The organism is Allostella sp. (genome assembly GCF_041913585.1).
Classification (GTDB): Bacteria; Pseudomonadota; Alphaproteobacteria; order ATCC43930; family Allostellaceae; genus Allostella.
In genome coordinates this window covers 12,318-32,611 of record NZ_JAYSFE010000048.1, presented here as the reverse complement: position 1 = coordinate 32,611, position 20,294 = coordinate 12,318, and the positions used below count along the sequence as shown (strand labels likewise).

At 72.7% G+C, this 20,294-nt stretch carries 16 protein-coding genes and 1 pseudogene; 9 read left to right on the top strand and 8 right to left on the bottom strand.

What is annotated here, in order from left to right; translation table 11 throughout:
• A pseudogene (locus tag ACE3Q3_RS11330) lies at positions 1–1,125 on the top strand (2-oxoacid:acceptor oxidoreductase subunit alpha); the annotation flags it as partial.
• Positions 1,122–2,177, top strand: a complete 1,056-nt coding sequence (locus ACE3Q3_RS11325; RefSeq protein ID WP_374445914.1) for a 2-oxoacid:ferredoxin oxidoreductase subunit beta — start codon at positions 1,122–1,124, stop codon at positions 2,175–2,177. The pseudogene ACE3Q3_RS11330 and the gene ACE3Q3_RS11325, both read left to right, overlap by 4 nt.
• Positions 2,178–2,187: 10 nt before the next feature.
• Here the strand turns inward: ACE3Q3_RS11325 and ACE3Q3_RS11320 are convergent, their stop codons facing one another.
• Genes ACE3Q3_RS11320 through ACE3Q3_RS11295 form a run of 6 tightly spaced genes read right to left on the bottom strand, consistent with a single transcriptional unit; the run spans position 2,188 to position 8,974 of the window.
• Complete coding sequence (locus ACE3Q3_RS11320) at positions 2,188–2,577, bottom strand: VOC family protein (RefSeq protein WP_374445911.1); 390 nt, start codon at positions 2,575–2,577, stop codon at positions 2,188–2,190.
• 41 nt (positions 2,578–2,618) lie between these two features.
• The gene (locus ACE3Q3_RS11315) at positions 2,619–3,866 is read right to left on the bottom strand and encodes an MFS transporter (protein WP_374445906.1); all 1,248 of its coding nucleotides are present in this window, start codon (positions 3,864–3,866) and stop codon (positions 2,619–2,621) included.
• A gap of 10 nt (positions 3,867–3,876) precedes the next feature.
• Positions 3,877–4,473 (bottom strand): sarcosine oxidase subunit gamma, encoded by a 597-nt coding sequence (locus ACE3Q3_RS11310; RefSeq protein WP_374445904.1) that lies wholly within the window; start codon positions 4,471–4,473, stop codon positions 3,877–3,879.
• The gene (locus ACE3Q3_RS11305; RefSeq protein WP_374445902.1) at positions 4,460–7,405 is read right to left on the bottom strand and encodes a sarcosine oxidase subunit alpha family protein; all 2,946 of its coding nucleotides are present in this window, start codon (positions 7,403–7,405) and stop codon (positions 4,460–4,462) included. Before ACE3Q3_RS11305 ends, ACE3Q3_RS11310 begins: the two co-directional genes overlap by 14 nt.
• Entirely contained in the window at positions 7,402–7,707 is a 306-nt protein-coding gene (locus ACE3Q3_RS11300) for a sarcosine oxidase subunit delta (RefSeq protein WP_374445900.1), read from the bottom strand. The genes ACE3Q3_RS11305 and ACE3Q3_RS11300 overlap by 4 nt, the downstream gene beginning before the upstream one ends.
• Before the next feature lie 13 nt (positions 7,708–7,720).
• Positions 7,721–8,974, bottom strand: coding sequence for a sarcosine oxidase subunit beta family protein (locus ACE3Q3_RS11295; protein ID WP_374445897.1), 1,254 nt, complete (start codon positions 8,972–8,974; stop codon positions 7,721–7,723).
• A gap of 184 nt (positions 8,975–9,158) precedes the next feature.
• Between ACE3Q3_RS11295 and ACE3Q3_RS11290 the strand changes: the two genes are divergently transcribed.
• Genes ACE3Q3_RS11290 through ACE3Q3_RS11275 form a run of 4 tightly spaced genes read left to right on the top strand, consistent with a single transcriptional unit; the run spans position 9,159 to position 14,195 of the window.
• Positions 9,159–10,451, top strand: a complete 1,293-nt coding sequence (locus ACE3Q3_RS11290; RefSeq protein ID WP_374445894.1) for an imelysin family protein — start codon at positions 9,159–9,161, stop codon at positions 10,449–10,451.
• Positions 10,452–10,453: 2 nt separating this feature from the next.
• Positions 10,454–11,896 carry a di-heme oxidoredictase family protein gene (locus ACE3Q3_RS11285; protein ID WP_374445893.1) on the top strand — a complete coding sequence of 481 codons (1,443 nt, stop codon included), beginning with the start codon at positions 10,454–10,456 and terminating at the stop codon, positions 11,894–11,896.
• A gap of 15 nt (positions 11,897–11,911) precedes the next feature.
• On the top strand, positions 11,912–13,045 hold the full coding sequence (locus ACE3Q3_RS11280; protein ID WP_374445890.1) for an imelysin family protein: 1,134 nt from the start codon (positions 11,912–11,914) through the stop codon (positions 13,043–13,045).
• Positions 13,046–13,070: 25 nt separating this feature from the next.
• Positions 13,071–14,195 carry a DUF1513 domain-containing protein gene (locus ACE3Q3_RS11275; RefSeq protein ID WP_374445888.1) on the top strand — a complete coding sequence of 375 codons (1,125 nt, stop codon included), beginning with the start codon at positions 13,071–13,073 and terminating at the stop codon, positions 14,193–14,195.
• On the opposite strand, the gene ACE3Q3_RS11270 is transcribed toward ACE3Q3_RS11275, so the two are convergent.
• Together ACE3Q3_RS11270 and ACE3Q3_RS11265 are read right to left on the bottom strand one after the other, a co-directional pair.
• Entirely contained in the window at positions 14,185–15,438 is a 1,254-nt protein-coding gene (locus ACE3Q3_RS11270; protein ID WP_374445886.1) for a sulfatase, read from the bottom strand. The genes ACE3Q3_RS11275 and ACE3Q3_RS11270 overlap by 11 nt on opposite strands.
• 95 nt (positions 15,439–15,533) lie before the next feature.
• Positions 15,534–17,231 carry a thiamine pyrophosphate-binding protein gene (locus ACE3Q3_RS11265; RefSeq protein ID WP_374445884.1) on the bottom strand — a complete coding sequence of 566 codons (1,698 nt, stop codon included), beginning with the start codon at positions 17,229–17,231 and terminating at the stop codon, positions 15,534–15,536.
• A gap of 61 nt (positions 17,232–17,292) precedes the next feature.
• Here ACE3Q3_RS11265 and ACE3Q3_RS11260 point away from each other — a divergent pair, with 61 nt between their 5' ends.
• Genes ACE3Q3_RS11260 through ACE3Q3_RS11250 form a run of 3 tightly spaced genes read left to right on the top strand, consistent with a single transcriptional unit; the run spans position 17,293 to position 20,294 of the window.
• A complete protein-coding gene (locus tag ACE3Q3_RS11260; protein WP_374445882.1) occupies positions 17,293–18,033 on the top strand; it encodes a GntR family transcriptional regulator in 741 nt (246 codons plus the stop codon).
• A 54-nt stretch (positions 18,034–18,087) separates the two neighbouring features.
• A complete protein-coding gene (locus ACE3Q3_RS11255) occupies positions 18,088–19,479 on the top strand; it encodes an MmgE/PrpD family protein (RefSeq protein ID WP_374445879.1) in 1,392 nt (463 codons plus the stop codon).
• Positions 19,479–20,294 carry an aspartate dehydrogenase gene (locus ACE3Q3_RS11250; RefSeq protein ID WP_374445877.1) on the top strand — a complete coding sequence of 272 codons (816 nt, stop codon included), beginning with the start codon at positions 19,479–19,481 and terminating at the stop codon, positions 20,292–20,294. Before ACE3Q3_RS11255 ends, ACE3Q3_RS11250 begins: the two co-directional genes overlap by 1 nt.

Genomic DNA, 20,294 nt, shown 5'->3' with positions numbered 1-20,294 from the left:
TCCTCGTCGCTGGCCGAGGCCTTCCAGCGCCATTGCCGCCGGTTCCGCGGCGAGGAGGAGAAGGGCAAGTACGCGATCGTCCAGGCCGAGGACGAGCTCGCCTCGATCGGCATGGTGATCGGCGCCGGCTGGAACGGCGCCCGCGCCTTCACCTCGACCTCCGGGCCCGGCATCTCGCTGATGCAGGAGTTCCTCGGCCTCGCCTATTTCGCCGAGATCCCGGCCGTCGTCTTCGACGTGCAGCGCGGCGGACCCTCGACGGGCATGCCGACCCGCACCCAGCAGTCGGACCTCCTCGCCTGCGCCTACGCCTCGCACGGCGACACCAAGCACGTCCTGCTGTTCCCCGAGGACCCGCACGAGGCGTTCGAGATGGGGGCGACCGCCTTCGACCTCGCCGACCGGCTGCAGACGCCGATCTTCGTCATGCTCGACCTCGACATCGGCATGAACGAATGGCTCTGCCGGCCCTTCCGGTGGGACGATTCCCGGCGCATGGACCGCGGCAAGGTGATGACGCGCGAGATGCTCGATGCCGGAGCCGATTTCGGTCGCTACCTCGACGTCGACGGCGACGGCATCCCCTACCGCACCTATCCCGGCACCCATCCGACCCGCGGCTCCTACTTCACCCGCGGCACGACGCGCGACCGCTACGCGCGCTACAGCGAGGAGGGGCCGGTCTATGTCGACAACATGGAGCGGCTGGTCCGCAAGTTCGACACGGCGAAGACCCTGGTGCCGGCGCCGGTCGAGCGCGCGGCGGCCGAGCCGACGCGCGTCGGCGTGATCCATTTCGGCTCGACCGGGGCCGCCATGGAGGAGGCGCTGGAGGCGCTCGCCGGCCGCGGCGTCCATCTCGACACGCTGCGGCTGCGCGCCTTTCCCTTCCCGGACTCCGTGGCGGAGTTCGTCCGCCGGCACGAGATCGTCTTCGTCGTCGAGCAGAACCGCGACGCCCAGATGCGCACCCTGCTCGTCTCCGAGCTCGAGCTCGACCCGGCGCGGCTCGTCCCGGTGCGCCACTTCGACGGCACGCCGATCACTGCCCGCTTCATCGTCGGCGCGATCGAGGCGGCCCTGCCCGACCACAACGTCGTCCCGCTCCGGAAGGCGGTTCCATGACCTACCTCGCCAAGCCCCGCTTCCATCACCCGAAGCTGCCGACCAACGCGCTCGGCTACACAAGGCGCGACTACGAGGGCACGGTCTCGACGCTGTGCGCCGGCTGCGGCCACGATTCGATCAGCGCCGCCATCATCCAGGCCTGCTTCGAGCTCGACCTGCCGCCGCACCGCATCGCCAAGCTCTCCGGCATCGGCTGCTCGTCGAAGACGCCGACCTACTTCCTCGGCGCCAGCCACGGCTTCAACAGCGTCCATGGCCGCATGCCGTCGGTGCTGACGGGCGCCAACCTCGCCAACCGCGACCTCATCTATCTCGGCGTCTCGGGCGACGGCGACAGCGCCTCGATCGGGCTCGGGCAGTTCGCCCATTCGATCCGCCGCGGCGTCAACATGCTCTACATCGTCGAGAACAACGGCGTGTACGGCCTGACCAAGGGCCAGTTCTCGGCGACCGCCGACAAGGGCTCGCTCAGCAAGCGCGGCGCGGCCAACCACGACGAGCCGATCGACCTCGCGGCGATGGCGCTGCTGCTCGGCGCCAGCTACGTCGCCCGCGGCTTCTCGGGCGACAAGGAGCAGCTGGTCCCGCTCATCAAGGCGGGGCTGCGCCACAAGGGGGCCGCCTTCATCGACTGCATCAGCCCCTGCGTCGCCTTCAACAACCACCCGGGCTCGACCAAGAGCTTCGACTTCGTGCGCGAGCACAACGACGCGGTGAACCGCCTCGACGTCATGATCCCGCGCGAACCGATCCAGGCCGAGTACGCCCCGGGCGAGACGATCGCGGTGACCCAGCACGACGGCACGGTGCTCCGCCTGAAGAAGCTCGACGCCGACTACGATCCGCGCGACCGGGCGGCCGCCATCTCCTACCTGCAACGGCACGAGGCCGCGGGCCAGGTGGTGACCGGCCTCCTCTACGTCGATCCGGAATCGGCCGACCTGCACGACGCGCTGGCGACCGTCGCCCGCCCGCTCAACACGCTCGACGACGGCGAACTGGTGCCCGGCGCGAAGGCGCTCGAGAAGCTGAACGCCTCGCTGCGGTAGGCCTGGGCGATCAGCCGGCCCAGCCGGGGGGGGCCGGTTCGTTCTCGGCGAAGTCGAACTCGACCTTGGCGCCGGCCGGGTCGCGGGTGAAGAGCTGCCAGATGCCGCCGCCGGCGAGCCGGCGCAGTTCGTACTCGTGGCCGGCCGCCGTCAGCCGCGCCGCCACCGCCGGCAGGTCGACCGCCGAGAAGGCCATGTGGTCGAGCACCCCGTCCTTCTCGGTCAGGGTGTCCTTCTTGATGACGTGCAGGATGGCGGTGTCGCCGGAATAGAGCCAGGCGCCGGGGAAGCCGAAGGGCGGCCGCCAGCCGGGGTTGAGCCCGAACATGCCGTAGAACTTCACCGTCGCGTCGAGATCGTGCGTCAGCACGGTGAAGTGGTTCATCGCGGTGATGCCCATGGCGCCTGCTCCCCTCTCGTGACGCGGCCTGTCGATCCAGTCTACGCCGAACGTTCGACCCGATCGACCCGGCTGATGGCGCGGAGTTCGGGGAACCAGCGCTGCCACAGCCATGCCACTGCCATGGTGCCGACGCCGCCGGCGACGACGGCCGGCACCACCCCCACCAGCGCCGCCATGACGCCGGCGCGGAAGGCCCCCAACTCGTTCGAGGCGCCGATGAAGACCATGTTGACGGCATTGACCCGGCCACGCAGGTGGTCTGGCGTCCACAGCTGGATCAGCGTCTCGCGGACATAGACGCTGACCATGTCGCCCGCCCCCATCAGCAGCAGCGCCACGACCGAGAGCCAGGTCCAGGTCGAGAGGCCGAAGAGGGCGGCGAAGAAGCCGAAGGCGGCGACGCCGGCGAACATCAGCATGCCGGCCTGCGCCCGGATCGGGTGTCGGGCGAGCCAGAGCGCCATCAGCAAGGCGCCGATGCCGGGCGCTGCCCGCAGCACGCCGAGCCCGACCGGCCCGACCGCGAGGATGTCGCCGGCATAGGCCGGCAGCAGCGCCACGGCCCCGCCCAGCAGCACCGCGAAGAGGTCGAGCGAGATGGCGCCCAGCACCACCTTCTCGCGCCAGATGTAGCGGAAGCCGGCGCTGAGCGCGCGCCAGTCGGCGCCGGGCGGCAGGCCGGAGCGCGGCATCGCCGGGATCAGGGCCGTCAGCAGCGCCGCCGCCAGCATCAGCAGGGCGGCGGCGGCGAAGGGCAGGGTCGCCCCGATGCCGTAGAGGAGCCCGCCTACGACCGGCCCCAGGATCGTCGCCACCTGCCAGGAGGAGGTCGACCAGGCGACCGCGGTCGCCAGTTCGGCCACCGGCACGACGTTGGGGATGATCGCCTGCGAGGCCGGGCCGAAGAAGGCGCGCGCGGTGCCGAACAGGACCAGCAGCGCGAAGATCGGCCAGGTCCGCGCGTCGCCAGCGAGGATCAGCCCGAGCAGGCCGGCGACGCACAGCACCTGGGCCAGGATGCACACCCCCATGATCCAGCGCCGGTCGAAGCGGTCGGCGACCGGGCCGGTGACGAAGATCAGCGCCGGGAACGGCAGGAACTGGAAGAGGCCGACCAGCCCGAGGTCGAACGGATCGCGCGTCAGGCTGTAGACGTGCCAGCCGACCGCGACGCTGACGAACTGGGCGGCGAAGGCGGTGAGGAAGCGGCCCGCCCAGTAGACCGTGAAGCCGCGATGGCGGAAGACGCCGAGCGATCCGCCGCCCGGCTCGGCATGGTCGGTCATGGCGGGCCGGCTAGAGGGTGCCGGCGAATTCGGCGGCGGATTCCGTCAGCCACTCGAGGAAGGGCACGGCATAGCTGGAGCCGACGACCAGTTCGTAGGCGGGCGTGTCGTCGCGCTGCAGCAGCAGGGCCGAGACCTGCGCCATCTGGGTGATGGCGGCCTGCCCCGGCCCGAACGCCGCGGGGTCGAGGTCGAGGCGGCAGCCCTTGCCCAGCACCCGGCGGGCGTGGCGGCCGGCCAGCCGGACCCGCGTCTTGCCGTGCGACTGGTCGACGACCGAGCCGGCGGCTCCCGCGGCCTGGGCGAGGCGGCGGGCGAGCGCGCCCTCGGGCCCGCGCGGCGCGATCACCAGCCAGGTGTCCGGCCGGATCCAGACCGCGGTCGCGTCCCGGCCCTCGGCGAAGCGGCCGGGCGGCGGCAGCGCGAGCCCGAACTCGGCGCTGAGCGCCGCCGCGAGGTCTTCCCCGCGGCCGCGGCGGGCGGCGACGTCGACCAGGGCCGACGGCAGCTCGGCGATCATCGGGTGCGCCGGCACCGCGGCGACCGAGAGCGGCGAGCGTGGCTCGACTGCGGACAGGTCGGCCACGGACCCCTCAACCTCGGACACGGGCGTTCTCCGGATCGACGAAATGCGGGCTGGAAATCTCGACCTCCACCGTCTCGTCGAGCAGCGGGAAGGCGGCGACCAATCGCTGGCCGTGGCGGGCCTCGCCGCCCGACAGCATGGCGAGGCCGATCCAGCCGCCCGGCTCGACCGAGCGGGTGACGCTGGTGATCCAGCCGAGGCTGCGGTCGGAGCCCGCCTCGACCAGATGGGCGCCCGGCCGGATCTGGCGCTCGCGCTCGACCGGACGGACGCCGACGAGGCGCGGTCGGGCGGGGTCGGTCAGGCCCGGCCGCCCGGCCAGCACCTTGCCGACGAAGTCGCCCTTCTTGGCCATCTTTCCCAGCCCGACGTCGCGCATCGTCGTCTGGCCGTTCAGCTCGGCGCCCGCGACATGGCCCTTCTCGATGCGCAGGAGGCCGAGCGCCTCGACCCCGTAGGGCTCGATGCCGAACTCGTCGCCGGCCGCCAGGATCGCCTCCCAGACGGCGAGCGCGTAGCCGGCCGGGGTCGCCACCTCGAAGGCGAGTTCGCCCGAGAAGCTGATGCGGAAGATGCGCACGGGGCGGCCGGCGAGCGTGGCGTCGGCGACGCCCATGAAGGGCAGGCCGGCGTCCGACAGGTCGAGCCCTTCGACCGCCTTCGCCAGCGTCCGGCGCGCCTCCGGCCCGGCGACCGACATCGAGGCCCACTGGTCGGTGACCGAGCAGAACTGCACGTCGAGCTCGGGCCACACCGTCTGGGCGTGGAACTCCATGTGCTCCAGCACCCGGCCGGCATTGGCGGTCGTGGTGGTGACGAAGAAATGGTCGGGCGCCAGCCGGCTGGTGGTGCCGTCGTCCATCACCATCCCGTCCTCGCGCAGCATCAGGCCGTAGCGGGCCTTGCCGACGGGCAGGGTGGAGAAGGTGTTGGTGTAGAGCCGGTCGAGGAAGGTGGCGGCGTCGCTGCCCTGGACGTCGATCTTGCCGAGGGTCGAGACGTCGCAGACGCCGACCTTGCGCCGCACCGTCCCGCCCTCGCGCAGGATGGCGTCCCACGGGCTCTCGCCCGGCTTCGGATAGAAGGCGGGCCGCAGCCACAGGCCCGCTTCCATGAACTCGGCGCCGCGGCGGGCGTGCCAGTCGTGCAGCATCGTCCGGCGGATCGGCGCGAAGGCCCGGCCGCGATGGTGGCCGGCGACCGCGCCCCAGGTGATGGGCGTGACGTAGGGGCGATAGGTCGGCATCCCGACCGCCGCGACCGGCTCGCCGCGGGCCTCGGCCAGCACGGCCGCGCCGACGAGCCCGCCCGTCTTGCCCTGGTCGGTCGCCATGGCATGGGTGGTGTAGCGCTTGGCGTGTTCGATATGGCGATAGCCCTCGCGATGGGCGAGGCGAATGTCGGCGGTCGTGACGTCGTGCTGCAGGTCGACGAAGGCCTTGCCGCGGGCCGGCACTTCCCAGAACGGGGTGACGGTCGGGTCCGGGTCGTCCGCGTCCGGCAGTACGAAGGCGGCGCCGGGCGGGAAGCCGGCGGCGGTGGCCGCCGCCCGTCCGGCGGCGAGGCCGTCCCGGGCCGCGGCCGCGATGCCGAAGCAGCCGCGGGCGGCGCCGGCGGAGCGCTGGCCCGCCGCCTCGCCAGGAACGAAGGCGGCAATGCGGTCGTCCCAGCGCATGGCGGTGCGCGACTGGCTGGCGAGCTGGATCGCCGGGCCGTAGCCACCGGAGACGCAGAGGAGGTCGGCGTCGATCTGGAAGCCGCCGGCGCTGCCGACCGCCCGCGCCTCGACGCTGTAGATGCCGCGGCCGCCATGGCCGCCCGTGACCTCGTGCCCGGTCAGCACCTCGAAGCCCTGGCGGCGGGCGGCGGCGGCGGCCGGCCCCAGCGGTCGCGGGTCGACCACGGCCACCCGTTCGGCGCCGGCCTCCGCCAGCGCGGCGACGGTGCCGTAGGCCTCGTCGTTGTTGGCGAAGAGCACGGCGCGGCGGCCGGCGAGCACGCCGAAGCGGCGGGCATAGGTGCGGGCGGCACCCGCCAGCATCACCCCCGGCCGGTCGTTGCCGGGAAAGGCGATCAGGCGCTCGTCGGCGCCGGTCGCCAGCACCACCTCGCGGGCGCGGATCGTCCAGTAGCGCTGGCGCGGCTGGTGCGGCGGCGGCTCGGGCAGGTGGTCGGCCACCCGCTCCAGCGCGCCCAGCATGTTCTGCTCGTAGTATCCGAAGACGGTCGTCCGCAGCATCGGCGTGACGTTGGGCAGGGCGTCGAGCGCCGCCAGCGTCTCGCGTCGCCAGGCCTCCTGCGCCGGCTCGGCGAGGAGGCCGCCGCCCGCCAGGAAATCCTGCTCGGCCAGGATGACGCGCGCGCCGGCTTCGCCGGCCGCCCGCGCCGCCGCGAGGCCGGCCGCTCCGGCGCCCACCACCAGCACGTCGCAATGGGCGTGGCATGCCTCGTAATGGTCGGGATCGGGCGCGGTCGACGCGCGGCCGAGACCGGCGGCGCGGCGGATCGCCGGCTCGTAGAGCTTCTCCCAGAAGGAGGCCGGCCACATGAAGGTCTTGTAGTAGAAGCCGGCCGGCAGAAACCGTGCGAAGGCCGAATTGACGCACATGAGGTCGATCGCCAGCGACGGCCAGCGGTTCTGGCTTTCCGCGACCAGCCCGTCATGCAGCTCGACCGTGGTCATCTTGGTGTTCGGCGTCGTGCGGGCGCCGGTGCCGATGCCGGCGAGCGCGTTCGGCTCCTCCGGCCCGGCGGTGTAGATGCCGCGCGGCCGGTGATACTTGAAGCTGCGGCCGACGATCCGCACCCCCGAAGCGAGCAGGGCGGAGGCCAGCGTGTCGCCGGGATGGCCCCGGTACTCGCGCCCGTCGAAGCGGAACGCGAGGGTGCGTTCGCGGTCGACATGGCCGCCCCTGGCGGTGCGCAGGCGGGGCCGGCGGGGGAGCTCGATCATGCGCCCGGCACCGGTTCGGAGGGCACCGGTTCGGAAGGCACCGGCAGCGTGTCGCCGGCCTTGCCGGTGGCGGCGATCTCGTGGGTCATGGTGTGGCGCACCACCTGGACGAACTGGCGGCAGCCGCCGGCATGGTGCCACCATTCGGTGTGCCAGCCGCGCGGGTTGGCGCGGGTGTAGACATAGTCGTAGAAGGCGTCGATCCCGGCGTCGGGGGCCGGCCGCCGGACGGTGGCGTCGCCGCGATAGGCGAATTCCGCCTCGTCGCGCGGGCCGCACCAGGGACAGTCGATGCGATGCATGGCGGTTGCCTCGTCACTGGGCCCAGGGCCAGGGGCCGACGCCGCGCTCGTCCATCAGGCGGCCGTCGCGGAAGCGCTCGATGGTCATGCTGGCGTTGAGAGGGTGCGGCGCGTCCTTGGCGATGGTGTGGGCGAAGCACCAGCCCGAGCCGGGCGTCGCCTTGAAGCCGCCATAGCACCAGCCGCCATTGAGGTAGAGGCCCTCGACCGGCGTGCGGCAGATCAGCGGCGAGCCGTCCATCGTCATGTCCATGACCCCGCCCCATTGCCGCAGCACCCGCAGGCGCGACAGGCAGGGCATCATCGCGACCCCGGCGGCGAAGACGTGCTCCACCATCTGCAGCGTGCCGCGCTGGGCGTAGGAATTGTAGCCGTCGAGATCGCCGCCGAAGACGAGGCCGCCCTTGTCGGACTGGCTGATGTAGAAATGCCCGGCGCCGAAGGTGACGACGGTGTCGACGAGCGGCTTCAGCCCTTCGGTCACGAAGGCCTGGAGGACGTGGCTCTCGATCGGCAGGCGGAGGCCGGCCATCGCGGCGACGCGCGAGGTGTTGCCGGCGACCGCCATGCCGACCTTGCGGGCGGCGATCGGCCCGCGCGTCGTCTCGACGCCGGTGACGCGGCCGCCCTCGCGGCGGATGCCGGTCACCTCGCAATGCTGGATGATGTCGACGCCGAGCCGGTCGGCGGCGCGCGCGAAGCCCCAGGCGACGGCGTCGTGCCGGGCGGTGCCGCCGCGCCGCTGCAGCAGGCCGCCCATCACGGGGAAGCGGGCATTGTCGAAGTCGAGCATCGGCACCATCGCCCGGACCTGCTCGCGGTCGAGCAGTTCGGCATCGACGCCGATCAGCCGCATCGAGTTGCCGCGGCGGGCGGCGGCGTGCTTCTGCGCGTCCGAATGGAAGAGGTTGAGCACGCCGCGCTGGCTCATCATGACGTTGAAGTTGAGGTCCTGCTCCAGCCCCTCCCAGAGCTTCAGCGACCATTCGTAGAAGTGGTTGTTCTCCGGCAGCAGGTAGTTCGAGCGCACGATCGTCGTGTTGCGCCCGGTATTGCCGAGCCCGATCGGCCCCTTCTCCAGCACGGCGACGTTGGTGATGCCGTGCTCCTTGGCGAGGTAGTAGGCGCTGGCCAGCCCGTGTCCGCCGCCGCCGATGATGACGACGTCGTAGGACGGCTTCGGCGCCGGGTCGCGCCACGCCCGGCCCCAGCCGGAATGGCCGCCAAGCGCCTTGGTCAGGAGGCCGAAGGCCGAGTATCGCGTCATGTCGTGCCGGGGCGCTTCCGCATTCGGGGTTCCGCGGCCGGACAGGCTAAGGGCGGCGGCGGGCGGGCGCAATCGCCGCCATGCCGGCCTGCGCGTCCCAATGCCGCATCGCCAGTCGCTACTGACAGTCATAATCAATTGCACTATGTTCCGGCCCTGCCCGAGCAAGGAGGAGAAGCGCCCCGTGCCCATCGCCCAGCATGTCTTCGTCCGGCCGCTCGCCGCGATCGCGATCGCGGCCGCCCTCGCCGCCGCGCCGGCGGCGGCCGCGGACAAGCGGCAGATCGCGGCGACCTACGGCGACATCGCCCTGGCGATGTACCAGGACGCCCATGCCGGCGCCGTGGCGCTGCAGAAGGCGGTGGCCGCCCTGGTCAAGGCGCCGGGCGAGGCGACGATGAAGGCGGCGCGCGCCGCCTGGCTCGCCGGCCGCGTGCCCTACCAGCAGACCGAGGTCTATCGCTTCGGCAACGCCATCGTCGACGAGTGGGAAGGCAAGGTGAACGGCTGGCCGCTCGACGAGGGGCTGATCGACTATGTCCATTCCTCCTATGGCGAGGACAGCGACGAGAACCCGCTCTACACCGCCAACGTCATCGCCAATCCGAAGATCAGGTTCGGCGGCAGGACCATCGACGCCGCGCGCATCACGAAGAGGTTGATCTCGACCCGCCTGCACGAGCTGGGCGGCATCGAGGCGAACGTCGCCACCGGCTGGCACGCGATCGAGTTCCTGCTCTGGGGCCAGGACCTGAACGGCACCGGGCCCGGCGCCGGCAACCGGTCCTGGACCGACTATGCCAGGGGGTCGGCCTGCACCAACGGCCATTGCGACCGCCGTGCCCAGTACCTGGCGGTGGCGACCGGCCTCCTGGTCGATGACCTCGCCTGGATGGCGAAGCAGTGGGCGAAGGGCGGCAAGGCGCGCAGGGCGCTCGCCAGGGGCGGGCCGGACGGCGCGATCTCGACCATCCTCACCGGCATCGGCAGCCTCTCCTACGGCGAACTCGCCGGCGAGCGGATGAAGCTCGGCCTGATGCTGCACGACCCGGAGGAGGAGCATGACTGCTTCTCCGACAACACCCACAACTCCCACTACTACGACGTCGCCGGCATGCGGGCCGTGTGGTTCGGCGAGTACCGGCGGACCGGCGGCGCCGTCGTGAAGGGGCCGTCCCCGGCCGACCTCGTGCAGGCGACCGATCCCGGGCTCGCGGCCGAGATGACGGCGAAGCTCGACGCGACCGAGGCGGCGATGCGCGCGCTGAAGGAGCGCGCCGAAACCAGGGAGGCCTACGACCAGATGATCGGCCCCGACAATCCCGAGGGCAACGCCGTGGTCCAGGCCGCGATCGACCGGTTGACCGACCAGACCCGGACGCTGGAGCGCGTCGTCGCCGCCCTGAAGCTGAAGCCGATCAAGTTCGAGGGCTCCAAGAGCCTCGACGATCCGGCCAAGGTGTTCGAGAAGAAGTGACGATGGCCGGGCGCGGGATCGTCGCGGTCGCCGTCGCGCTGCTCGCCGCCATTCCGGCGGCGGGCGGGCCGGCGGATTTCTCCCGGCCGGAGCCGGGGGAAGAGGCTGCCGGCGGGGCGGCCACCGGGCGGCACCCGCTCAACAGCAGCGCCTTCTCGCACCCGTCCGGCAACCTCTCTTTCGAGCGCCAGCTCGACTTCAAGGTGGGCGACGGCATCTTCCGCAAGCTCTGGGTGTCGGCGCCGAGCTCGACCCGCTCGTCGGACGGGCTGGGGCCGCTGTGGAACGCGCGCTCCTGCCAGTCCTGCCACCTCAAGGACGGGCGCGGCCGGGTGCCGGCCCCGGGCGAGGCGGCGGTCTCGCTCTTCCTGCGCCTGTCGATCCCGCCGGAGACGGAGGCGCAGCGCCGCCGGCTGGCGGCGCTCGAGGCGTCGGTGATCCCGGAGCCGACCTATGGCGGCCAGCTCCAGACCTTCTCGGTCCAGGGCCATCTCGCCGAGGGGGCGATGGAGCTCTCCTACGTCGAGGAGCCGGTCCGGCTCGCCGACGGGACCACGGTCTCGCTGCGGCGGCCCGGCTACCGCGTCGCCAGCCTCCACTATGGCCCGATGCATCCGGCGACCATGCTCTCGCCGCGGCTGGCGCCGCCGATGATCGGCCTCGGCCTGCTGGAACTGATCCCGGAGGCGGAGATCCTGGCGGCGGCCGATCCGGAGGACCGCGACGGCGACGGCATCTCGGGCCGGGCCAACCGCGTCTGGTCGCGCGAGTTCCTGCGCCCGATGCTCGGCCGCTTCGGCTGGAAGGCCGGGCAGCCGACGGTCGCCCAGCAGGCGGCCGAGGCCTTCGCCGGCGACATGGGCCTGTCGACGCCGCTCGTCCGCGATCCCTGGGGCGACTGCACCCCGGCCCAGGCCGAGTGCCGGGCGGCGCCGCACGGCGCCCACGGCGAGGGCGCGGTCGAGGTCGTGCCCAGGATGTTCGACCTCGTCGCCTTCTATTCCCGCCATCTCGCGGTGCCCGCGCGCCGGGACGTCGCCGACCGCTCGGTGCTGGAGGGCAAGCGCCAGTTCCACGCCGCCGGCTGCGCCGCCTGCCACCGGCCGAGCCACGTGACGGGCAGCCACCCCGACCGTCCCGAGCTCTCCGGCCAGCGCATCTGGCCCTATACCGACCTCCTGCTGCACGACATGGGCGAGGGGCTGGCCGACGGGCGGCCCGAGGGGCTGGCGGACGGACGCGAATGGCGCACGCCGCCGCTGTGGGGGCTCGGTCTCACCGAGACCGTCAACGGCAACGCCTTCTATCTCCACGACGGCCGTGCCCGTACCGTCCTGGAGGCGATCCTGTGGCACGGCGGCGAGGCCGAGGCGGCCCGCGTCAGGGTTGCGGCCATGACCCGTCCCGAGCGCGAGGCCCTGCTCGCCTTCCTGCGATCCCTGTAGAGGAGGCGACCCGCCATGATGGTGCGCGGTCTGCTGCGGACGCTGTCCCTGGTCCTCGGGCTCACTGCCGCCGGGGCGTCCGCGGCCGAGCTCCCCGCCGCCGAACTCCCTGGGGCCGAGCTCCCCGAGGCCGAGCATCGCCGGCTCGTCGAGGCGATCGCCACCGGCTACGCGGCGCCGCGCTATGCGGCGCTGGAGGCCGCGACCGCCCGCCTCGACGCCGCCGCCGAGAGCTTCTGCGCCGCGCCGGCGCGCCCGCGGCTGGTCGAGATGCGGCGGCACCATGCCGAGGCCGCCGACGCCTGGCAGCGCATCCAGCATGTCCGCTTCGGCCCGATCGAGTATTTCTCGCGCTCCGCCCGCTTCGCCTTCTGGCCCGACCCGCGCAACAGCGTCGGCCGCGCCGTCGAGGAACTGCTGAAGGCCGATCCGGCCCAGCTCGCGCCGGACGTCTTCGGCCGCGGCAACGTCGCCGGCCAGGGCTTCCCTGCCCTGGAGCGCCTGGTCTTCGCCGACGGCGCCGAAGCGCAGCTGATGGCGGGCGACGACGGTGCCCGGCGGCGCTGCGCCGTGCTCCGGGCGATCACCCGCAACCTCGCCGGCATGGCGGCCGACGTCCACCGGGAGTGGGTCGGCGGCGACCGTCCGTTCGTCGAGGTCCTGCGCCATGCCGGCGCCTCGGACTCGCCCTACCAGCGGCCGAGCGAGGCGACGCTCGACGTCGTGAAGGCCCTCCACCTCGCGGTCGAGCTGGTGTCCGACCACAAGCTGTCGCGCCCGCTCGGCGCCTCGGTCCAGGCGGCCCGACCGCGGCTGGCGGAGGCGTGGCGGAGCGGCCGCTCGCTCGACAACGTCCGCCTCGACCTCGCGGCCGGGGCGGAACTCTACGAAGCCGGCTTCGCCGACACGGTCCGCCGGGCCGCCGGCGATGCGGCGCTCGACGACCTGATGCGTCGCGCCTTCGCCCAGAGCCGGGCGACGGCGGCCGCGATCGGCCCGTCGCTGGAGGCGGCCGTCGCGGACGCCCGCCGCCGCCCTTCCGTCGAGCGTCTGGTGAAGGAGACGGCGGCGCTCAAGGCCCTCGTCGCCCAGCGCCTGACCGCGGCGCTCGGCATCCCGCTCGGCTTCAATGCGCTGGACGGGGACTGATGGCAGTGACGGCGGCGGAGCGGCGATGAATCCCGATCGCAGGCAGGTGCTGGCCGGCGGCATCGCCGCCTTGTTCGCTCCCGTGCTGGGTGGGGGCCTGGCTGCGGCCGGCGCCGCCACCGGGCCGCGGCTGCTGGGGGCCCGGGTCGGCCAGCGCGGGGGGTTCTTCGCATCGGCCTTCGACGCGGCGGGCGAAGGGGCCTTCGACCTGCCGCTGCCGGCGCGCGGGCACGGCTTCGCCGAGCGGCCCGGACGGGCGGAGGCGGTCGCCTGCGCCCGCCGGCCGGGAACGTGGCTCGCGGTGATCGACACGGCGGCGGGGCGCATCCTCCGGCATGTCGGTAACGCCGAGGGGCGGCGCTTCAACGGCCACGGCGTCTTCTCGGCCGACGGCCGCCTCTTCTATGCGAGCGAGAGCGACCATGCGGCCGGTCGCGGCGTCGTCGGCGTCTACGCCGCCGACCGCGGCTATACCCCGGTTGCGGCGTGGGATTCGGGCGGGCTCGACCCGCACGACCTGCGCCTCCTGCCCGACGGCCGGACCCTGGTCGTCGCCAACGGCGGCATCGTCACCGATCCCGCCGCGCCGCGCATGAAGCTGAACACCGGCGCCATGGATTCCAACCTGAGCTACCTCGACGCCGCGACGGGCCGGGTGCTGGCGCAGGCGCGCCCGCCGGCCGCGCTGGCGTCGCTCGGCCTGCGCCACCTCGCCATCGCCGCCGACGGCGCCATCTGCTTCGCTGCCCAGTACGAGGGGCCGGCGGTCGACCTGGTGCCGCTGGTCGGCAGCCATCGTCCGGGCGCTGCCGAGCTGCGCTTCTTCTCGGCCCCGGCGGCGGCGCTGCGGGCGATGCGGCACTATTGCGGCAGCGCCGCCGTCGACCGGTCGGGGCGGATCCTCGGCGTCTCCTCGCCGCGCGGCAACCGCGCCACCTTCTGGGACACGGCCGACGGCCGCATCCTCGCCTCGGCGGAGGTCGCCGACGGCTGCGGCATCGCCCCGCTGGCCCCGGGCCGCTTCGCCGTCGCCAGCGGCCTCGGCGGGGTCGGCGCCTTCGACCCGGCGACCGGGACCGGGTCGGCGCTGGCCGGCGCGCTTGCGGCGGCCGGTCGCTGGGACAACCACCTGCTGGCGCTCAGCGGCTGATCGCTGCGCCGATGGTCCCTTCCGATGCCGCCACGATCTCGTCCGCCGCGCGGACGGCGACCGCGTCGCCGGCTTCCTCGCCGAGATCCCGCATGACCTCTGCCAGCCGCCGCAGCGGGCCGCGTGGGGGGATCGGCCGCCGCATCAGGTCGTGGTGTTCGTCCGGGTCGATCCGGAGGTCGTAGAGCGCCGGCCGGCCGCCGAGCCGCCAGATCAGCTTGGCGTCGGAGGTCCGCACGGCGCGTTCCACGCGGGCGATGCTGTCGGCGTCGCGGTCGGCCCGGCTCCGGTTCTGGAACAGCATCGCGTCGCGCCATGGCGGCGCGCTGCCCCGGGCGAGCGGCAGGAGATTCGCGCTCGGTCCCGGGCCGGCGGGCGCGGGCAGGCCGGCGAGCGCTCGCAGGGTCGGCACGACGTCCATGAGGCCGACCAGGCGTTCGCACCGCATGGCGCCGGCGCGTCGGCCGCCCGGCGGAACCACGATCAGGGGGATGCGGATCGACTCGTCGCGCAGGCTCCGCTTCATCACCGAATCCTCGCCCTTGCGCAGGCGCTGGCCATGGTCGGAGCAGAACAGGATCGCCGTGTCGGCGGCGAAGCCGAGCCGGTCGATCGCGTCGACGAGCCGGCCGACGCAGTCGTCGATGGCGCGGACGGCGCCGTAGTAGCCGGGCCGGGGTGCGGCGGCATGGGCCGCGCGGTAGGGCTCCGGCGGATCGAACGGCGGATGCGGCGGATAGTAGGAGACGACGAGGAAGAGCGGATGCGACCGGTCGTGGCCGGAGAGAATGGCGATCGCCTGGTCGGTCTCCACGACCGGGCGATAGAGGCGGGCGCCGCCGGCCTGCTCGATCCAGTGCGGCCGGCCCGAATTGTAGCCGAGCCACCGGTCGAGCGCCGGCGGCCCGCGCTTTCCCAGATGCCACTTGCCGATGTAGGCGGAGCGGTAGCCGGCCGCGCGGAGATCGGGGAAGACGGTGGGACCGTCGCTGTCCGCCAGCCCGTCCGGGGTGCCGTAGACATTGTCCTCGACGCGGTGGCGGTGGGGATAGAGGCCGGTCCACAGCGACGCGCGCGCCGGCGAGCAGATCGGCATCGGCGTGAAGGCCTGCGGGAAGACGACGCCCCGGGCGGCCAGCCGGTCCAGGTTGGGCGTCTCGACATAGGTCGACCCGAGGCAGCCCAGCGTGTCCGCGCGCTGCTGGTCGGTCATCACGAGGACGATGTTGGGGCGGTCGGCCATTCCCGGGAATGCTGGCGAATCGGCCGCCACTATAGCCCCCGGACGGAAGGGGCGGACGGCCGCTGCCGTCCGCCCCCGCGGTCATCGCTCCGGGCTCAGGCCACCCACTCGGAGACGGGGGCCTTGGCGTCCTGGAGCGGCTGGGCGTGGATGTCGACCAGGGTCGGGCCGTCGGCCTCGAGCGCCTTGCGCAGGGTGCCTTCCAGGTCGGCCGGGTCCTTGACCGTCCAGGCCTTGACGCCGAACGCCTCGGCCACCTTGGCGTGGTCGGTGCGCGAGAAGTCGACCGAGAAGTAGCGCTGGTCGAAACCCGTCTTCTGCCCGGCCTTGATCCAGCCATAGACGCTGTTCGAGAAGACGATCATCGTCAGCGGCACCTTCTGGCGCACGATCGTCTCCATCTCGCCGACCGTGAACCCGAACGAGCCGTCGCCCATGATCGACAGCACCTTCGACTGCGGCCGGCCGTACCAGGCGCCGACCGCGGCCGACATGGAATAGCCGAGCGCGCCGTGGGCGCGGTTCGAGATGAAGTGCCGGCCGGCCTGCTTGAACTCGTAGTAGCCGGAGAAGTAGGGGCAGGGCGTGCCCGGGTCGCAGACCAGGACGGCGTCGTTCGGCAGCAGCTTCTGCAGCGTGGCGACCACCCGCTCGGGCCGGATCGGCGTCTCGTTCGAGGCGGCGAGGGCGGCGAAGGCGCCGAACTTCTCGCGCTTGGCCTTGGCGACGGCGGCGGCGTCGAGCAGGCGGCCCATCGCCGGGCGCGGCGCCGTCCTGACCTGGGCCAGGATCGCCTCCAGCGCCAGGCGCGCGTCCGACAGCATCGCGACCTGGGTCTGGTAGGTGGCGCCGAAGACGCCGGGATCGGCGTCGATATGGACGACCGGCACCTTGCCCGGCGCCGGGTGCCGCCAGCGCTCGGTGGTGACCGAGCCGGCACGGCAGCCGACGAAGACGACGAGGTCGGCCATGTCGACGAGCGCCCGCGTCATCGGCGTGCCGCCGTTCGAGCCGACGACGCCGACGGCCAGCGGGTGGTCCTCGGGGATCGAGCCCTGGCCGGAGATGGTGGTCGCGACCGGCGCGCCCAGCCACTCGGCGAGCCCGGTCAGCGCCGCCTCGCCGCCGGCGATGACGACGCCGCCGCCACAGACGAAGATCGGGTTCTTCGCCGCGAGCAGGGCGTCGGCGGCGCGCGCCACCATCTCCGGATCGGGCCCGAAGCGGCGGGAGGGGAAGCTGCCGAGGATGGAATCGGCCCAGACGTCGGCCTCGTCGACGGCGTCCTTCTGGACGTCGAAGGGCAGGCCGATATGGGCGGCACCCGGCTTGGCGCTGGTCATGTGGGTGAAGGCCGCGCGCACGACCTTCGGGATGTCGACGGCGCGGTCGAGGACGCGGTTCCACTTGGCGAGCGGCCGGAACATCGCCTCCTGGTCGAGTTCGGTCAGCGTGTAGCGGCCGCGGCCGCCGACCGAGATGTCGGTCGTCACCGCCAGGATCGGGATCGAGGACTCGTTCGCCTCGACGACGCCGGGGAGGATGTAGGTGGCGCCGCCGCCGGACGGACCCTCGCAGATGCCGACCTTGCCGGAGACGCGGGCATAGCCGTCCGCCATGTAGCCGGCCGACCGCTCGTCGCGCGTCAGGATGTGGGTCATGCCGTGGTCGAGGCGGAAGAGCGCATCGTAGAGCGGCAGGCTGGTATCGCCGCACAGGCCGAAGATGTGCTTGACGCCATGACCCTGCAGCAGCCGGACGAAGGCCTCGGCGCCGGAAAGCTGGTTGCTCATGTTGCTCCCTTCTCGCGAACGGCTTGCTCGTTATACGTCTCTGTATACAATGCGGACGGCAATGGAAAGAGAACCTCTCGGCCGACCCCGGCGTCGGGCCCGCCCGCAGGCGAACCTGTCGGAGCGCGCCTACGAGCAGCTCCGGACGATGGCCATCACCTACCAGTTCCGCCCGCTGGAGCGCCTGGCGGAGGCCGACCTGTGCCGTCGCCTCAAGGTCAGCCGCACCCCGATCCGCGAGGCGCTGAACCGCCTGGTCACCGAAGGCTTCCTCGTCTTCACGCCGAACCGCGGCTTCCAGTGCCGGCCGCTCGACGCCAAGGAGATCTTCGACCTCTACGAGGTCCGGCGGTCGCTCGAGGTGGCGGCGGCGCGGCTCGCGGCCGAGCGCGCGACCGACGCCGAGCTGGCGGAGCTCGACACCTTCCTCCAGGGCAGCCGCGCCGCCCCGGCCGATGCCTCGGTGGTCGAGCTGGTCGGCTTCGACGAGGCCTTCCACGAGCGCATCGCCGGCTTCTCGCGCAATGCCGAGCTCCTGCACATCCTGCGCAACATCAATGCCCGCATCCGCTTCTGCCGCTGGATCGACATGGAGAACGGCCGCCGCGCCGCGACCCAGACCGAGCACGCCGAGGTGCTGGCGGCGCTGGTGGCGCGCGACGGCGACCGCTGCGCCGAGATCATGACCGGCCACATCACCCGCCGGCTCGACCAGATCGTCGACGTCATCCGCGAGGGCTATGCCCGCATCTACATGGGCGCCTATGCCGGCGCCGAGACCGGCCGCACCCGCGCCGGCTGAACCGTTCCGTCTTTCCTCACTCGACCCCACACGCTTGACATCGGAGTGCACGACATGGCGACGCGCGGTTCCGGTCCGCTGACCGAGGCTTGGGCCAAACTGGTGGCGGGTTTCACCGCCGATTCCGTGCCCGCCGACGTGCGGGCGCGGGCGATCCAGATGATCCTCGACGGCAGCGGCGCGCTGCTCGCGGCGTCCGATCCGAAGATCTCGACCGGGCGGCGCATCGCCGGCTTCGTCGAGGGGCTGGGCGGCGCGCCGCAGGCCAGCATCGTCGGCCACGGCTTCCGCACCAGCGTCGTCAACGCCGCGCTGGCCAACGGCACCATGGGCTATGCCTGCGACGTCGAGCCGCATCATCCCGAGGGGGTGCTGCACCCGATCGCGGTCATGGTGCCGGCGGCCCTGGCGCTCTGCGAGCATCTCGGCAAGCCCGGCAAGGATCTCGTCGCCGCCGTCATCCTCGGCTGTGAGATGGAGTACCGGCTGTCGATGGCGCTGGGTCCGGTCGAGCAGTACAACCTCGGCTTCCACCCGTCGGCGGTCTGCGGCTGCTTCGGCGCCACCGCGGCGGCGGCCTTCCTCCTCGGGCTCGACGCCGACCAGACGACCAAGGCGTTCGGCCTCGCGGGCTGCCAGGCCTCCGGCCTGATGGCCTGGGAATCGGACGAGACCGAGAATTCCCGGCCGTTCCAGATGGGCATGGCGGCGCGCAACGGCGTCACCGCGGCGATGCTGGCCTCGCAGGGCTTCGGCGGCCCGATCGGCATCTTCGACCATGGCCACACGGTCTTCGGCGCCTTCAGCCGCAAGCCGGCGCAGCACCACCTGACGGACGAGCTCGGCACCCGCTGGGACGGGATCATGGAGCTGGCGATCAAGCCCTACTCCAGCGTCTCCTTCCTGCATCCCGGCCTCGACGCGCTGCTCGGCATCGCCAGGGCCAACCGGCTCGCCATCGAGGACGTCGATTCGATCGTCCTGCGCTTCCCGTCCTCGGGCACCCACTGCATCGACGACAACCCGCTGAAGAGCCACTGCGCCCAGTACATCCTGCCGGTCGCGCTGTCGAAGGAGGGGCTCAGGGTCGCCGACCTCTTCACCGACCGCCGCCTCTCCGACCCCGAGGTGGCGCGCCTCTCGGCGCGCGTCACCGTGGTCAAGGACGACGAGCTCGATAAGGGCTTCCCCAACCTCTACGAGACCGTGGTCGAGGTGAAGACCACGGGCGGCAGGACCTTCGCGGAGAAGAACGGCATCGCCCGCGGCTATCCCGAGGCGCCGATGAGCGACGCCGAGGTGCGCGCCAAGTTCGACCGGCTGACCGCGGCCGTCGCCGGCCCCAAGCGCAGCGCCGATCTCGCGGCCGCCATCGAGGGGCTGTGGAGCGCGCCCGGCGTCGGCACCTACGCCGCGCTCATGGGCGCCCGGCCGGACCACGCCTGATGGCCCGGCTCCGGGTCGGGCTGGCCGGGTTCGGCAGCGTCGGGCAGTTCCTCGCCCGGCGCCTCGACGAGGGCGCCCTGCCGCAGGTCGAGCTGACGGCGATCGCCGCCCGCGACCTCGCCAAGGCGGCGGCCAACGCCGCCGGCCTCTCCATCCGGCCGCGCATCGTGCCGCTGGCGGAACTGCCGGCGCTGGCCGATGTCGTCGTCGAGTGCGCCACCGCCGACTCCTTCCCGGAGGTCGCGCGCACGGTGCTGGAGGCGGGCCGGACGCTGGTCGCGCTCAGCGCCGGCGGCGTCCCCGCCTTCCCGGACATGGTCGCCTTCGCCGAGCGCCACGGCGGCCGGGTGCGCATCGCCAGCGGTGCCCTGCCGGGGCTCGATTCGATCCGCTGCGCGGCCGAGGGGACGATCCGGCAGGTCCGGCTCTTCTCACGCATCAAGCCCGGGTCGTTCATCGGCGAGGAGTACCTGGAGAGCCGCGGCTTCGACTTCCGCCAGCCGCTGGCCGCGGCCGTGAAGGTGTTCGAGGGCTCGGCCGGGGAGGCGGCGGCCGCCTTCCCGCGCCATTTCAACGTCGCCATCTCGCTCAGTCTCGCCGGCGTCGGCTTCGACCGCACGCGGGTCGAGATCTGGGCCGACCCGGACATCCCCGGCGCCATCCACAACGTCGAGGTCGAGGCGGACGAGGTCGTGCTGTCGCTGACCAGCCGCAACCGGCCCTCGGCGACCAACCCGAAGACCAGCCGGATCATCGCCCCCAGCGTGCTGGCGGCGCTGCGCTCGATGGTGGCGCCGCTGCACGTCGGGAGCTGA

What these genes read in the sequence shown, in the direction of transcription:
- ACE3Q3_RS11325 (WP_374445914.1), top strand. Translation starts at nt 1,122, where the DNA reads ATGACCTACCTCGCCAAGCCCCGCTTCCATCACCCGAAGCTGCCGACC.
- ACE3Q3_RS11320 (WP_374445911.1), bottom strand. Translation starts at nt 2,577, where the DNA reads ATGGGCATCACCGCGATGAACCACTTCACCGTGCTGACGCACGATCTC.
- ACE3Q3_RS11315 (WP_374445906.1), bottom strand. Translation starts at nt 3,866, where the DNA reads ATGACCGACCATGCCGAGCCGGGCGGCGGATCGCTCGGCGTCTTCCGC.
- ACE3Q3_RS11305 (WP_374445902.1), bottom strand. Translation starts at nt 7,405, where the DNA reads ATGATCGAGCTCCCCCGCCGGCCCCGCCTGCGCACCGCCAGGGGCGGC.
- ACE3Q3_RS11300 (WP_374445900.1), bottom strand. Translation starts at nt 7,707, where the DNA reads ATGCATCGCATCGACTGTCCCTGGTGCGGCCCGCGCGACGAGGCGGAA.
- ACE3Q3_RS11295 (WP_374445897.1), bottom strand. Translation starts at nt 8,974, where the DNA reads ATGACGCGATACTCGGCCTTCGGCCTCCTGACCAAGGCGCTTGGCGGC.
- ACE3Q3_RS11285 (WP_374445893.1), top strand. Translation starts at nt 10,454, where the DNA reads ATGGCCGGGCGCGGGATCGTCGCGGTCGCCGTCGCGCTGCTCGCCGCC.
- ACE3Q3_RS11280 (WP_374445890.1), top strand. Translation starts at nt 11,912, where the DNA reads ATGATGGTGCGCGGTCTGCTGCGGACGCTGTCCCTGGTCCTCGGGCTC.
- ACE3Q3_RS11275 (WP_374445888.1), top strand. Translation starts at nt 13,071, where the DNA reads ATGAATCCCGATCGCAGGCAGGTGCTGGCCGGCGGCATCGCCGCCTTG.
- ACE3Q3_RS11270 (WP_374445886.1), bottom strand. Translation starts at nt 15,438, where the DNA reads ATGGCCGACCGCCCCAACATCGTCCTCGTGATGACCGACCAGCAGCGC.
- ACE3Q3_RS11265 (WP_374445884.1), bottom strand. Translation starts at nt 17,231, where the DNA reads ATGAGCAACCAGCTTTCCGGCGCCGAGGCCTTCGTCCGGCTGCTGCAG.
- ACE3Q3_RS11260 (WP_374445882.1), top strand. Translation starts at nt 17,293, where the DNA reads ATGGAAAGAGAACCTCTCGGCCGACCCCGGCGTCGGGCCCGCCCGCAG.
- ACE3Q3_RS11255 (WP_374445879.1), top strand. Translation starts at nt 18,088, where the DNA reads ATGGCGACGCGCGGTTCCGGTCCGCTGACCGAGGCTTGGGCCAAACTG.
- ACE3Q3_RS11250 (WP_374445877.1), top strand. Translation starts at nt 19,479, where the DNA reads ATGGCCCGGCTCCGGGTCGGGCTGGCCGGGTTCGGCAGCGTCGGGCAG.